13 protein-coding genes are annotated in these 14,587 nt (G+C 53.6%); all 13 read right to left on the bottom strand.

Annotation, left to right across the window (positions count from 1 at the left end; all coding sequences use genetic code 11):
- Positions 1 to 257: 257 nt before the first annotated feature.
- The 13 genes from G5B42_RS09405 to G5B42_RS09345 all read right to left on the bottom strand — a co-directional run bounded on the left by G5B42_RS09405 (position 258) and on the right by G5B42_RS09345 (position 14,519).
- On the bottom strand, positions 258 to 2,720 hold the full coding sequence (locus tag G5B42_RS09405) for an ATP-dependent Clp protease ATP-binding subunit (RefSeq protein WP_181340217.1): 2,463 nt from the start codon (positions 2,718 to 2,720) through the stop codon (positions 258 to 260).
- Between the two features lie 31 nt (positions 2,721 to 2,751).
- Positions 2,752 to 3,786: a protein arginine kinase gene (locus tag G5B42_RS09400; protein WP_181340245.1), complete on the bottom strand. Its 1,035-nt coding sequence runs from the start codon at positions 3,784 to 3,786 to the stop codon at positions 2,752 to 2,754.
- 74 nt (positions 3,787 to 3,860) lie between these two features.
- On the bottom strand, positions 3,861 to 4,397 hold the full coding sequence (locus tag G5B42_RS09395; protein ID WP_181340216.1) for a UvrB/UvrC motif-containing protein: 537 nt from the start codon (positions 4,395 to 4,397) through the stop codon (positions 3,861 to 3,863).
- Positions 4,398 to 4,415: 18 nt separating this feature from the next.
- Positions 4,416 to 4,892 (bottom strand): CtsR family transcriptional regulator, encoded by a 477-nt coding sequence (locus G5B42_RS09390; RefSeq protein WP_181340215.1) that lies wholly within the window; start codon positions 4,890 to 4,892, stop codon positions 4,416 to 4,418.
- Positions 4,893 to 5,014: 122 nt separating this feature from the next.
- Positions 5,015 to 5,827: a peptidoglycan DD-metalloendopeptidase family protein gene (locus tag G5B42_RS09385; protein ID WP_181340214.1), complete on the bottom strand. Its 813-nt coding sequence runs from the start codon at positions 5,825 to 5,827 to the stop codon at positions 5,015 to 5,017.
- A 221-nt stretch (positions 5,828 to 6,048) separates the two neighbouring features.
- Complete coding sequence (gene rho, locus G5B42_RS09380) at positions 6,049 to 7,332, bottom strand: transcription termination factor Rho (protein WP_181340213.1); 1,284 nt, start codon at positions 7,330 to 7,332, stop codon at positions 6,049 to 6,051.
- A gap of 33 nt (positions 7,333 to 7,365) precedes the next feature.
- Positions 7,366 to 8,217 (bottom strand): HDOD domain-containing protein, encoded by an 852-nt coding sequence (locus G5B42_RS09375; RefSeq protein WP_181340212.1) that lies wholly within the window; start codon positions 8,215 to 8,217, stop codon positions 7,366 to 7,368.
- Positions 8,218 to 8,232: 15 nt separating this feature from the next.
- Positions 8,233 to 9,279: a protein-glutamate methylesterase/protein-glutamine glutaminase gene (locus tag G5B42_RS09370; protein WP_181340211.1), complete on the bottom strand. Its 1,047-nt coding sequence runs from the start codon at positions 9,277 to 9,279 to the stop codon at positions 8,233 to 8,235.
- A gap of 104 nt (positions 9,280 to 9,383) precedes the next feature.
- Positions 9,384 to 9,911, bottom strand: a complete 528-nt coding sequence (locus G5B42_RS09365; RefSeq protein WP_231133424.1) for a hypothetical protein — start codon at positions 9,909 to 9,911, stop codon at positions 9,384 to 9,386.
- 161 nt (positions 9,912 to 10,072) lie between these two features.
- Positions 10,073 to 11,188: a BamA/TamA family outer membrane protein gene (locus tag G5B42_RS09360; RefSeq protein WP_181340209.1), complete on the bottom strand. Its 1,116-nt coding sequence runs from the start codon at positions 11,186 to 11,188 to the stop codon at positions 10,073 to 10,075.
- The gene (locus G5B42_RS09355) at positions 11,181 to 12,857 is read right to left on the bottom strand and encodes a peptidase MA family metallohydrolase (protein WP_181340208.1); all 1,677 of its coding nucleotides are present in this window, start codon (positions 12,855 to 12,857) and stop codon (positions 11,181 to 11,183) included. Before G5B42_RS09355 ends, G5B42_RS09360 begins: the two co-directional genes overlap by 8 nt.
- Before the next feature lie 184 nt (positions 12,858 to 13,041).
- A complete protein-coding gene (yabP, locus tag G5B42_RS09350) occupies positions 13,042 to 13,323 on the bottom strand; it encodes a sporulation protein YabP (protein WP_181340207.1) in 282 nt (93 codons plus the stop codon).
- Between the two features lie 236 nt (positions 13,324 to 13,559).
- On the bottom strand, positions 13,560 to 14,519 hold the full coding sequence (locus tag G5B42_RS09345) for a SpoIID/LytB domain-containing protein (protein WP_181340206.1): 960 nt from the start codon (positions 14,517 to 14,519) through the stop codon (positions 13,560 to 13,562).
- Positions 14,520 to 14,587 lie beyond the last annotated feature (68 nt).

Below are 14,587 nucleotides of genomic sequence, written 5' to 3'. Positions count from 1 at the left end.
GCCGCTCAAGACCCTGCTTCTGGTAATATGTCCCATTGAAAAGCGGATCATACCTTGCTCTCGAACCACGCACCAAGCCACCGGACGGCCTTTTGGCGTAGAGCCAGTCTCCCGCCAAACCGGACCTTCGGTGTTGCCCCCGTTCCTTTTCTCCCTGGTTGCCGGTGGATCTCTTAGTAAAATCTTCTTAAGATCACGAAAAAATCCTTCCCCACCGGGAAGGATTTTTTCGTATTTTCCGGCTTTTTTCTTGCTGTTTACACTAGGGAAGAGGCTTCGGCGGAGGCTTCATCCCTTTCGAACTTGAGCTGATTCTCCTCCGCCTTCACCCGGATCAGATCCCCGGCGCGGAAACGGCCGCGCAAGATCTCATCGGAGAGCGGATTTTCGATCAACCTCTGGATCGCCCGCCTTAGCGGCCGGGCGCCAAAGAGTGGATCATAGCCTTCTTTGTAGATGATTTCTTTGGCTTCCGGCGAGATTTCCAGTTTAATTCCTTTTTCCTCTAATTGCTTCCGGAGCGTTTTGAGCATCAGTTCGATGATCTGCTCCAGTTCCTCTTTTCGTAACGGGTGGAAGACGATAATATCGTCAATCCGGTTTAAAAACTCCGGCCGGAAGGTCCGTTTGAGTTCATCCAAGACCCGTTCTTTCATCCGTTCATAATCAACGGTTCCCTCATCATCTTTGCTGTCGACCTTAAAGCCGATCGGCCCGGAACGTTCAATCAGGTTGGCACCCACGTTCGAGGTCATAATCAGCACCGTATTTTTAAAGTCAACCGTCCGCCCTTGGGCATCGGTAAGGCGTCCGTCCTCCAGGACCTGCAGCAAGATGTTGAAGACCTCCGGGTGGGCCTTTTCCACCTCATCGAGGAGGATAACGCTGTATGGCTTACGGCGGATCCTCTCCGTCAACTGGCCGCCTTCATCATAGCCGACGTAGCCCGGAGGTGCGCCCACCAGACGGGAGACGGTATGTCGCTCCATGTACTCAGACATATCCAGCCGCACCAGGGCGTTTTCATCCCCAAAAAGAGCCTCCGCCAATGCTCTGGCCAGTTCAGTTTTCCCTACTCCCGTCGGACCCAGGAAAATGAAGGAACCCACCGGTCGCTTCGGATCCTTGAGGCCGGCACGGGCCCGTCGCACCGCCCGGGCCACCGAATTGATCGCCTCGTTCTGGCCGATCACCCGCTGGTGGAGAATCTCTTCCAGCCGCAGGAGACGCTCGCCCTCTCCTTCCTGCAGTTTAGTGACGGGAATCCCGGTCCAACTGGCCACCACCTCGGCGATCTCATCTTCGGTCACGTTTGGCTCCAACCGGCTTTGCCGGTTTTTCCAGTCATTCTGATCCGCGGCCAGCTTAGCCCGGAGTTTCTGCTCCTCATCCCGCAGACTGGCTGCTTTTTCAAATTCCTCATTACGGATCGCCGCTTCTTTCTCCTTTTGCACCTGCTCAATTTTGTCTTCCAGGTCCTTCAGATTGGGCGGAGTCACTGTGGTTTTTAACCGTACTTTGGAAGAGGCTTCATCAATCAGATCAATGGCTTTATCCGGCAGGAAACGGTCGGAGATAAAGCGGTCGGAGAGGTCAACCGCCGCCCGGATCGCTTCATCGGTGATCTTCACCCGGTGGTGTGCCTCATAGCGGTCCCGCAGCCCTTTCAGAATCTGGATCGTTTCTTCCCGGGTCGGCTCCCCAACGATGATCGGCTGGAACCGCCGTTCCAAAGCGGCATCCTTCTCCACATACTTGCGGTATTCGTCCAGAGTGGTCGCCCCAACACATTGCATTTCGCCCCGGGCCAGCGCCGGCTTGAGGATATTGGCCGCATCAATGGCCCCTTCCGCCGCGCCCGCCCCGACCAGGGTATGCAATTCATCGATGAAGAGAATGACATCGCCCGCGCTTCTAATCTCTTCCAGCACCTTCTTCATCCGTTCCTCAAATTCACCCCGGTACTTGGAACCGGCAACCATCGAACCCAGATCAAGGGTGACCACCCGTTTGTTCTTCAAAACCTCAGGCACATCTCCCGCGACGATCTGCTGGGCCAACCCTTCCACAATCGCGGTTTTGCCCACCCCCGGTTCCCCAATTAACACCGGGTTGTTTTTCGTCCGGCGGGAGAGGACCTGAATCACCCGTTCAATCTCCTTCTCCCGGCCAATCACCGGATCCAATTTCCCGACTCTGGCCAATTCGGTCAGATCCCGCCCGAATTGGTTCAAGGTCTGGGTTTTACTGGGGCCACCCCCCTTACCGGCGGGACCGGCACCAACGTTACCCCCAAGCAGACTAAAGACCTGTTTGCGGGCGGTTTCCAAATCCACCCCCAGGTTCTTCAGCACCTGGGCGGCGACCCCCTCGCCCTCACGGATTAACCCCAAAAGAATATGTTCTGTTCCGACGTAATTGTGGCCCATCTGCCGGCTCTCATCCCAAGCCAGTTCCAGAACGCGTTTGGCCCGTGGGGTAAAGGGAACCTCCCCAAAGACCATCTCTTCCCCCACGCCGATAATCTTCTCTACTTCATTCCGGACTTTATTGAGATCGACTCCCAATAATTCCAAAGCTTTTGCGGCAACACCATCTCCCTCTCTGACTAGACCAAGCAGGAGATGTTCGGTTCCGATCACATTATGTCTTAACCTGGCCGCTTCCTTTTGCGCATGAAGCACAACCCGCCGCGCCCGTTCCGTAAATCTTTCAAACATCAATCTTCACCTCTCTTTGACTTCTTTGTTATTATCCCCGCTTCGTTTTCAAATGTTTCCGGATAATCTCCGCCCGGTAGTAATCCCGTTCATGCGGAGCAAGGTCTTTACCCACGAGATGTTGGAGAATAGCCGGACGGATGAGGAAAAACAACTCATTAATCTGTTCGGCGCTAACTTCAGGGATTAACCCTAAATTAACGCCCAATAACACATTATCCCAGAGCCGAAACGCTTCTTCCGAAGAGATTAAACGTGCTTCACTCAAAACCCCATAGGCCCGGTACACCCGGTCTTCCAGCTGCAGGCGGGATTCTTTGGCCAGGAGCGCTTCGCGGGCTGAACGTTCTTGGTCAATCACCTGTTTGGTCACGGAGATAATTTTCCCGATAATCTCGTCCTCACTCAAACCCAAGGTAACCTGGTTGGAGATCTGATACAAATTACCCGTCGACTCCGTACCCTCGCCATAAATCCCCCGTACGCTAAATCCAACGTGGGGAAGGACGGAAAGAACCTTCTTGACCTGATCCACCATATGCAGGGCAGGCAGGTGCAGCATCACCGAAGCCCGCAGACCAGTCCCGACGTTTGTCGGGCAGGTGGTCAGATACCCTACCTTCTCGGCAAAAGCATAATCCACCTCTGCCTCTAATACATCATCAATGTGGTTGGCCGCCGCCCAGGCTTCGTGGAGCGCCAATCCGGGAAGAATACTTTGAATCCGGATGTGGTCCTCTTCATTCAGCATAATCGCGACGGTTTGGTCCTGGTTAAGCATCACCCCGCGGTGGGACGGGTTTTTTAATAAATCAGGACTGATCAGGTACTGTTCGACCAGAAGCAACCGTTCCCCCTGGGCCATTCCGTCCAGACGTTTCAAAGTAAAACCGGTCTTTTTCAGAGCGTTCTCAACTTTCGTAATAACCGCCTCCAGCGCTCGCTCATCGGCCTGGTGCGGGAAGGAATATCCTTGTAAATTACGGGCCAAACGGATCCGACTGCTCACGACCACATCCCCTTCGGGTGCCGGCCCGTGCAGCCAACCGGGGAGTAAGTCTTTCATTCTCTTCTTAAGGTCCAATCCGTCCACCTCCGATACTAAAAACCACTCGTCTATAATTGGTCGCCTCTCTGGGCTTATTCCTTATTTAACTTTTCTTCTTTAGCTCTAATCTCGTCCCGGATCTGGGCGGCTTCTTCATATGCCTCCCGCCGGATGGCCTCCTGCAATCTGCGACGGAGGTCTTCAATCTCTTTTTTAATCCTGACTTTACCTCCGGTCCGCTTGGGGACTTTTCCCGTATGGTTAACGTGCCCATGGATCCGTTGGAAAAGCGGCCCGAGGGATCGACCAAATGCCTGGTAGCAATCGCCGCAACCCAAAAGGCCGATATTCCTAAAGTCAGTAAAAGTCAGTCCACAACTGGAACATTTCTCAATCGCCGCCTGGTAAGGTGAGAAGGCACTTTCCGGCCCGAATTCATGCTCGAGCAAACTGGCCAGCAAATTATGGAAAGAAAAGTTCGGCTCAAAGAGGAATCCCAGTTCTTTACCGGGATCAATCCCGCTTTCCTGGGCGCAGGTCGCGCACAAGTGGGATTCAGTCTTGTGATTATTGACGATCTTCGTCACATGAACCGTCGCCGGCCGCTGTTTACACCGTTCACACCACATTCAACTCACCCCTTCAGTTTAAGCAATTGGTTTCTCCCGTCCGCAGAGCACCAACAGGGCGGTGCGGAGCAAAATGGCCCGGTGCTTATCCTTCTTCTCTTCCGGGAAAACCGGATTCTCCAGTTCCTTATTGATCACTTGCCACAAAAGCCAGGAATCCTTCTCTTCAAGCAGTTCTTCACGAACCAGACGCCGGAGCAGAGCGGCCATCCCTTCCTGGGTGATTTCGGTGCCGATCAACTCCTTGATTTTCTCAAGTACATCAGGATCCTCGTGCCAGTTAGCCCTGGTGATCTTGATGTAACCGCCGCCGCCGCGCCGGCTGACAATCAGGTAGCCGTGATCCATGGTAAAGCGGGTTTCCAACACGTAATTAATCTGCGAAGGGGCACACCGGAACATCTGGGCCAACTGCCGCCGTTGAATCTCAATGCTGTCTCTTTTCGCCAACAGATCCTGGAGATACTGCTCGATGAGGTCAGAAAGCGAACTCATCTTGGCAACCACCCCTTTTCTGACCTTTCCTGACCTTCGTCTTTATTTTAAACCTTCTTACGCCAAGAAGCAAGCACTTTTTTGGTTAATTTTAGGGAAAAAAAAAGAAGGTTGGGAGGTTATTAAAGATAGAGCAAGGGATCGACTCTTTCGCCGTTGATCACCAGTTCAAAATGGAGATGGTTCCCCGTGGCGTTACCGGTTTTTCCTACTTTGGCGATGGGCTGGCCCCGCCTGACTTCATCGCCAACCCGCACCAAATTTTCCGTATTATGGGCGTATTTGGTTTGGTAGGAACCATGATCAAGCACCACGATCAAGCCGTATCCGTTTTGCCACCCGGAAAAAGTGACAATTCCGGCCGCGGCGGCGCGCACCGGCGTCCCGGCCGGGGCGGCCAGGTCAATTCCCCAGTGCATCCGGCCCCACCGTTTTCCGTACCGGGACGTCAAGCGCCCGCCCGGCAGCGGATGGGATAAAGCCAACGGTAAACTGCGCGGCCCACTCCGTCCCCGACTGGTCGCCACCGTCGTCATCCGACGCACGAATATATAATCACCGGATTTAATCTTTTCCGGATTTAAGCCAGGGTTGAGCGCCGTCAGTTCATTAAGACTCATACCGTGGCGCCGGGCAATCGACCAGCAGGTGTCGCCCCAACAGATGCGGTAAAGAGCACGGTTGTCGTCCTCCCCGTTTGCGGCGGGCGGACCCGTGGGTTCCACCCGGCCAGGAGGTTCGTTTGCTACTACGCCCGCCGGGTCGGGCTCGACCGTCAGCATGACCGTCTTCACCACCGGCCGCAAAAGATCGTAAAGGGTTTTCTCCTGGAGATTGTTCAGTCCTTTACCTGCGGCCGGAGCTGAAAAGAGGAACAACACCAGGAAGAAACCGATGCTTTTTCGACCTAAATCAATCTTTAGGTTCTCATCCATCTATTGCCTACCTCCAAAACTCCACCCATGCTGTTATAACCGTTATGGCCGTAAAAAGTGAAAATTACTTACTTTATCATGACCATAACTAATATATTTCATACATAGTCAAGGATTGCCTGATTTACCAGGTTTTCTGTTATAACATTTCCAGCTGGACAGGTGTAAATGTTTGGAGGTGGGAAAAAGCGGCCACGGAGGAAAAGTAAAAAAGGGCAGTTTCAGTTTTGCCCTCTTTTACTCAGGACATTTTCGGCAAAAGAAGAATTGAGGATCAGACTCTGTAATTCTTTATTGTCTTTGGTATGGGCCAACCGGTCCAGAAGCAGTTCCATTGTCTCCGCCGGACCAAGTGAACTTAAGAGTTTCCGCAGCACCCAGGTCATCTCCAACTCTTTCGGGTCAAGGAGGAGTTCTTCTTTGCGGGTGCCGGAACGGACAATATCGATCGCCGGGAAGATCCGCCGGTCGGCTAGTTTGCGGTCGAGATGGAGTTCCATATTACCGGTACCCTTGAATTCCTCATAGATGACGTCATCCATCCGGCTTCCGGTCTCAACCAGAGCGGTGGCCATAATGGTTAAACTGCCACCCTCCTCAATATTCCGGGCGGCCCCAAAGAACCGTTTCGGTTTATGCAGGGCACCGGGGTCCACACCCCCCGAGAGTGTTCGCCCGCTGGGAGGAACCACCAGATTGTACGCCCGGGCCAGCCGGGTGATGGAATCAAGAAGGATCACCACGTCTTTTTTCAGTTCCACCAGCCTCTTGGCCCGTTCCAGGACGAGTTCGGCCACGCGGACGTGGTTCTCGGCCGGTTGGTCAAAGGTCGAGCTCACAACCTCACCCGAGACCGACCGCTCCATATCGGTAACTTCCTCCGGCCTTTCATCGATGAGGAGCACAATCAGGTGAATCTCCGGATGATTCCGGGTCAGACTGTTGGCAATGCTCTTCAGCAAGGTTGTCTTTCCCGCCTTTGGCGGCGCGACAATCATCCCCCGCTGTCCTTTGCCCACCGGCGCGATGATATCCATCAGACGCATGGCGATCTCATTCGGTTGGGTTTCCAGGACCAACCGTTCCTGCGGATAAATGGGGGTCAGCTCCTCAAAATAGTCTCTTTCCTGGTACAAATCGGGATCAAGGTGGTTGACGGCCTGGGTTTTCAGGAGCGAAAAGTAACGTTCATTTTCTTTCGGCGGTCGAACCTGACCGGCAACCAGATCGCCGGTCCGCAGGTGAAAACGGCGGATTTGGGAGTTGGAAACATAAACATCATTCGGCCCCGGTTCGTAGTTATCAACCCTTAAAAAGCCGTAGCCTTCCGGCAAAATCTCCAGCACGCCCTGGGAAAAGATCCTTCCTTCCTGAGTCGCCAGGACTTTGAGCAACTCGTAGATGAGTTCACGTTTCCGGTACCGGTTATAATTGTCAATCCCAAATTCCTTGGCCATTCTCTGTAGTTCGACCAGAGTTTTTGCTTCAAAATCGGCCAATTGCATCTGCTCACCCCAATTACGTTAATTTTGTCCATTCTAACATAAAGCTAAAAATTCACCCGCACCCTGCAGTTCCCGCTTAATTTGCTGCAAAACGTCGGGTTTTTGCTCAGGTTTCAGTTCAAGCCAGGTCCAAACAGTTGTTACAAAGTCCGGTCCGGCATCGTAACCTTCCAAAAAACCAACGCCCGTTTCCTGAGCCAGATTATCAGCCAGGAAGACCAGCGCCACCGCCACCCAGTGGTTTCTGGTTTGGACCGGCCGGTGGTGGTGGCGGATGACCTCAACCAAAAAGGGAGGAAAGTTCCATTTTTCCGCCACCATCTTCCCCACCTGCGTGTGGTTGAAGCCTAAAACTTTTTCCTCGGCCCGGACCAACGGGACCCCGGCGGTAGTCGTTAAAGCAACGATCTCGTCAAATTCGGCATTTAAGCATAGATCCAAAAAGAGAACCCCGATATCATGCAGGAGCCCGGCGATGAAGACATCTTCTTCAAACGGCAGCCCGGCGCGGCGGGCCAAGATCCTGGCCCCAATTGCGGTAACGACGGCATGTTGCCAAAGGGCCGCCCGGTTAAAAACTTTCGCCTCTCCCCTCATCCGGAAAAGGTCGGCAATGGAGATACTTAAAACTAGTTCTTTCAGGGTCTTGTAGCCCAGGATCACAATCGCCTGGCCTACCGTGGTAATGTGACGGGGATAGCCATAATAAGCGGAGTTGACCAGTTTTAGGACGCGGGCGGTTAAGGCTTGATCATGTTTGATGACTTGCTCCAGATCCGCCGCGGAAGAACTGGGGTTGTCAAGGAGGCCGACCACCCGTTGGGCCACCAACGGCAGCGTCGGAAGCTCCCGCATCCTCCGTTCAACAAGATCAAGGGGGGTCATCTTCGCCAACTCCCATTACTGTTTTTGCTTATAACGGGCCAACACTGAGGAAAGACACTTTGGAATTTCAGCGAGGGGTAATTGGTAGTGAACGGCGCCAATTTCTGCGGCGACCCGGGGCATCCCGTAAATGACACAGGAAGTCGCCGCCTCGGCAATGGTAATCCCACCGGCTTCCTTGATGAGCTTTAAGCCATAAGCACCGTCAGCCCCCATCCCGGTTAAGAGTACTCCTACCGTATTTTCTTTATACACAGCCGCCACAGAGTTGAAGAGGTAGTCGACGGAGGGGCGATAGATCGCATCACTTTGCTCCAGTTTAATCCGGGTTTTCCCGTCTTTCCGCACCACACCGGTCTGGAGTCCGGACGGGGCCACCAAGACTTGCCCGGGCCGCACTTCATCGTTCTCCTCGGCCACCTTTACCTTCAAGGCCGAAAGCGAACCTAACCGTGCGGCAAAACTCTGCGTAAACTCAGCCGGGATGTGCTGGGCAATGATCATCCCCCAGGGAAAATCCGGCGGAATTTGAGACAGCAGATAACGCAGGGCGCGGGGTCCGCCGGTGGAAGCCCCAACGACCACAATCCCAGTGGATGGTACATTATCAAAGTCTTGTTCCGGAACCGGCTCCGCCACCGGCAGTTGTTCTATAATCTCGGGCCGGACCTCGGCAGCCGCTTTTACCTTCAGGACCAGCTCATCCTGGATCTGCCACAATTCTTGCGAGGGCTTGGCCACCGGTTTGGTCACAAAATCAACCGCACCCAGCTCCAAAGCTTGAAGGGTTTGTTCGCCCCCCTCCACCGCAATCGAACTGACGACCACAACCGGCAGGGGATGTCGCCGCATCAATTCGGCCAGCATCGTAAGGCCATCCATGCGCGGCATCTCCAGATCCAACGTTACCACTTGCGGACGGTAAAAGTCAATTTTGTTCAAAGCGTCAATCCCGTCGGTCGCCACTGCTACCACTTTAATCCCCGGATCCGACTCCAGCATTTGCTTGATCAGTTGACGCATAAAGGCAGAATCATCTACTACCAGAACGGTAATCGCCACGCTCGCTCGTCCTTTCTTCGAATCTAGTCGGCATTACCTCTCAGTTTCTATTCGCGAGACTCCCCTGTGATCCTGCTTTTCCCGGGTAAAGCCCGGTTTTTGTGTCACGGCGCACAGATAATCCGGCGCACCTGGTACTCCCAATCAAAAAGGAAAAAACAAACCTCGCCCGGGGCTGGTAGAGGACTGGTGGCGGAGAAGAGCGGTGAGAGGCGGAACTGGTTGGCTTGGGCATGGTCAAGGGGTTGAACCGTCAGGAGACCGCGTTCCGGGTCAATGGTGAGGACTTCCGCTTCCACCCCGACGTACCAACCATCCACCAAACGAAGAACGCCTGCCCGGTCAAGATAAAGACGGGCATCAAAATTAAAACCGGGTGCGATCGGCCGCAGAGCCGTACAAAGCCCGGCCCGGCCATTGACAAAAACCTCCGCGTCCTGATGGGAAAAGAAACTTTCCTCGTGGTCGCTGGCGCGGAAACGGAACCCGTCCGCCGTTACGTCCGTAATCTCTCCTTCAAGGCAGACCAACGGTCCCCAGTTTTCGGTGGCGCTGTGGAGGGCTTGTTCGACCTGGTTACGGCTGGGGAAACCGAAAACGTTGGCCATGGCTTCCGCCCGTAATCCAATCAAAATTATAAAGAAAATAACCGTTCCCCATGTAAGCTTTTGTTTCATCGGCTAACCACCCCTTATTCCCAGTTTCGGCCAAAATAAGGGGGGTTATACCTCAGCCACCGAAATTATCTTACGCTATCCGTAACGAACGGTTGCGGTCAATCTTGGTCTATCCTTTAAAAAACTTCCCCTAAACTAAAGTGCCAGCGTGGAGCCCTGTCTTCGGAATTGAGCGGGACCGCATAGTCAAAACCAATATTTAACCCGAACAAGAAAAACTTAAAACCAAAGCCCACACCCACCGACGGACTGGCCGAAACACGCCGGTCCCCGTCCCAAACCCAAGCTGCATCGGCAAACGCACCAAGGGAAAAAGCGGTACGGCGGCGTTCTTGGTAAGAACGCGGCCATGCCAACAATCGTAGCTCCAGATTGGTCAGGATAAAGCCGTCACCCCGGTAACGGTAGGCGGGATAACCCCGGAGGACGGTATCGGCCAAGGTGCCTAAAAGCCCTTGGTTGGTCACGGTACCCAAACTACTGACATTCACCTGTTGAATTCCTCCGAGCGCAAACCCCCGGTGGCTTGGATAGTACCCCCAGATCTTCCCGGTACGGAGGCAAAAGATCAGAGAAGTACGGTCTCCCGACCAGTAACGCCGGTAATCCCCTTCCACTTTAATATTTTCATAAGCGGTCCCCAGGAGCGGATAGGCTCCGCCTAAACTGACATACCCCCGGGAGCCCGCTTGCCGGAGAAAAGAAAAATCATCGTGGGTAAGGGTGGCCTCGACCCCAAAAAGCGAAGCGTCGTCCACCGGATATCGGAAGTCTTCCAAAGGAGAAAAACTCTCCCACTGTAACCTTAAATCGAGACGATCCTCATTGCTGTAATGACGGCTGGCCAGTAGACTGACACCTCTTTGCAGCTCCCAAAAGCCAAGACCCCAGGGGGGGCCGGTGAAAACCGGCATCTGATAAAAGTTTAGTCCGTAGGACCAGTAGGGAGTATGATAGGTATAGCCCAACACCAGGTTGATGGTCTCCTCCCCCTGCGCCAGAAGGATAAACTCCAACTCCTGATCCCGGAGGATACTGCTCATCTTTCCGTAAGTCGCCGCGTAAAAAACACCATCGTACATGATGAAGGGGATAAAATACTCCAACTCCAGCTGGGAACGGTACTCTTCATACTCCATTGCCACCGCCCGGACGGGGACGACACCAACAAAGAAGAAAAGGAGTACCAGCAGTAAGCCTGACCAGCGCCACCGGTTATTTTGTTTATTCATCATATTTATCCTCCCCCGGTTGGTAGCGATAAAGCTCGAAATTACGGTCGTTATAAAGGGTAACCAGAAAATCACCGGCCGTCGGGACCACCCCAAGAACGGATTCGCGGTAAGGCCAAAGAGGGTTCGTGGTCCCGTGGGCTGAATCAACGACCGCCACCCGGTAGTAACCCCGCTCCCCCGTCAAGCAATAAAGGTCCCCGGTGGGGCTCCAGACCGGGTCCCGGTGGTGCGCAGCGCCCTGGGTCAGCAAACGCACTTTATCGCCGTCCCAGAGGTAAAGCTGGTCAAATTGCCCCCGGGGGGAAACAAACGCCAGCCGCGAACCGTCGGGGGACCAAGCCGGATCCGTCTCGTCGACTTCAGAGTCGGCAATCACTCCCAAAAGTCGTCCCTCTGGATCAACCAGGAAAAGGTCGGCATCACCCTTGATATTGGCCACTACAGCCAACCGGTCCCCCTGGGGGGACCAGGCCACGCCAATGGGATTGGTGATCTCCAGTTCCACCGGCGTCTCCACGCCGGAGGCCAAATCTAACCGGTAAAGCCGCCGGTCGCCTTCTTCGTCGGAGAGAAAAACCAGTTGCCGCCCGTCCGGTGCCAAGTCGTAAGCAAACACAGTCCGTTTGGTCAGTGCCCTGACTTGGTCGCCATCGGCCTGGAATAGATCATAGAGCCGGCCCTGGCAGGTGGAGAGGAAAAAAATTTGACCGTCCGGGCCAACCTTAACCATCAATTGGTTGCGGTAGTCTGGATAGAGCGGATCGGCCTTTTCAGTATAGGCGGGCGCCTCCGCTCCCGCCCGGTAGATCTGGGGCAGTTCCTCCCGCCAGTCGTTCCACAGTTCCTTAAGCGTCCGGCCGAAGAGTTTTTCGAAGGTGCGGTCCCGGTGGCCTTCCTTCACCACCGCTTCCAGCATTACGCACAGCTTATCTTGGCCATATTTCCGGGCGATGTAATCAATCAGGGACCAGGCTTCCGCGTAGTGAAGATTGCCACTGACCGCCGAGATCTCATTAAGCGAATCCACCTGGTCCCGTAGGACCACGTCGCGGAGGGCAACCTCCCGGTTGGGGAATCTGGTCTCCGCCGGCATATAGTATTCGGCCAGCCCTTCCGCAATCCAACCCGGTACGTTGTTCCCCATCCCGTACAAAATGTGGTTTTTGAAAGGGCCAATCGTAATCAAATGGGTGATCTCATGGGTCAAAACGCCCCGCAAGTCCCGGTAAGTCGGCTGTCCAATCACCACCAGCCGGTTGACCAGTATGTGGGCAACCCCTTCGGAAGTGTCATCGAACGATACTCCGCTGGCTTGTGAATTCTGGTACTCCTTCCGCGACGCAAAGAGAATCACCCGGATTTTCCGGTATGGGTTTAGGGTAAAAAGGTTGCGAAAATCAGGATAGACGCGGCCAAAGGCATCTTCTTCCAAGATACGGGCACTGCGTTCCGCCAGTTCCTCCAGGCCCTGGTAGAAGAAGATCTCAAAATGGGGTGTGACCAGTTTTTTCCATTCCAACGGGCGGGGCAGCGCTTTCACGCGTCCAAAACGGTATTCGGCCCCGGTTCTACTTAGCTCCACCGCCGACTGGGCGGGAAAAGTCAAAGCGAAACTGGCCAAAAGCAGCAAGAAAAAAAAGAGCGGGAGACGGCGGTGTTTCTTCATCCTGCACCTCAAAGTATGTTTTTCGAAATATTCACCTGGTCTGGTCAGTCTTTTATATGTTTCCATAAAGCGACAGCAATTCCTGCCGGAAATTAAAACAAAAAAAGAGGTCGTTTCCTCTTTTTTCCGTGACGGCTAAACAAAGCCAACCATTGGTTTATACAAGTTAGTAGCAAGGCTTCCCTCACTTAAAGATCTTACCTAAAAGACCTTTGCTTCTTTGGCTGAGCGATTCATTGCTGTAGGTGAGGGCATTAATCTCTCCCGTCAACCCGATTTTCCCTTGTTCCAGATTCAACAGGGTTAAATGAAGATTTTCGCCTTTAATCAACAGCACTCCCGCGGTGGTCTCCAGTAAAAGGGCAGTCGGGTCGTAACTACCCACATTGGTGACCCCGTCGATGGTTAATTTTTCCCGGTGGACCAGGGTTAATTGATGGTTGTTCTTTACTCCCTTCTGCTCCATCCTTGCCACCTCTGATCAGATTTTTCTTACAAACTATCATATGAGCAAAGATGGGCATTTGGAACAAAAAGAGCTATAGAGTACAAACCAAGTACCTACCCAGCCGCGGGAACCCTGAAGTAATCCCCGCTTGGCTTGGGGTTTTGTCGCCAAAAAAGCTGTCAACCGTAACCGGTTGACAGCTTTTTCTTTCCTTTTCGGTTTACTAGATGAAAATTACCTCGTCCGGTATTTATCTACCACAATTTCTCGATCTTTACTTCCGGGTAATAGTGCTTAATAATCTCCTCCGGTTTTTTCCCTTTTTTAGCCAAGGCATGGGCCCCCCACTGGCATAACCCGACGCCATGGCCAAAACCCCGGCCTTCCAAGGTGATCCCGTCGGCTTCGTGCTTTATATCGGTCAGCCAGATGGAACGCATATCTTGCGGACCGATGGCAATCCGGAAATCGGCCCCCGGGACGGTCGCTTCCCCGTCAGACCCGGTGAATTTCAGTTCCCGCGCCCGGTGTGAATCTTTACTGCGGGAAGCCACCGCCATCCGGGAAACGGTGCCGATTTTTTGGCCCAGTTCGGAAAGGGCGGCCGTGAGCTCCTGGAAGGTGAATTTCTTTTTCCAAAACAATTCTTCATCGGGAATTACTTCCGCTTCCGGGCAGGAGACCGAGCGCATATACGGGGGTTCCGGATCCTTATAGGCCAACCCGTCTTTGGCTAAGGCGGTACGCCCACCACAACTGGCCGAGAACCACCCTTTCACATACCGCCCGCGGTAAGTCATAACTTGTCCCGCCGTCATCTGGACGGCGCGCCGGATCTCCGGCGTAATGGCGTCGGCGTTATACGCTTGTGCTTCTTCCTCATCCGTGGAAATATCGGTATTATGTTGCTTCTTGGTCCCACCGTCGGCGATAAAATCCATCGTGAAAGTCCGGGCGACAATCGCCTGCGCCGCATAAGCCTCCACGGGCCAGTCCGGCCTCATCTCACCGGCCACCACACCCATGAGGTATTCTTCGATCGGCATCTTCTTCGTCTCTTTTGTTTTGTGGAAATAGACGGTGATCTCCGGCTCTTTATTCAGTTTTTTAGCCACGTTCCCTTCCGCACCTGGACAGCCCATTAAAAACGGAACCAGTAATAACAGCGCACAGGCAAACGAAAAAAACTTGCGGATGTGTTTGGGCGGCAACATCTTAATTCCTCCCCCTTCTTTGGTTCTAGGATTAACTTAACCGAAGGGCGGAGGATTATACAGACCGC

It is taken from the genome of Capillibacterium thermochitinicola (assembly GCF_013664685.1).
Classification (GTDB): domain Bacteria; phylum Bacillota; class UBA4882; order UBA10575; family UBA10575; genus Capillibacterium; species Capillibacterium thermochitinicola.
Note: the sequence above shows the minus strand (reverse complement) of the source record. Positions and strands in the feature narration are given on the sequence as shown.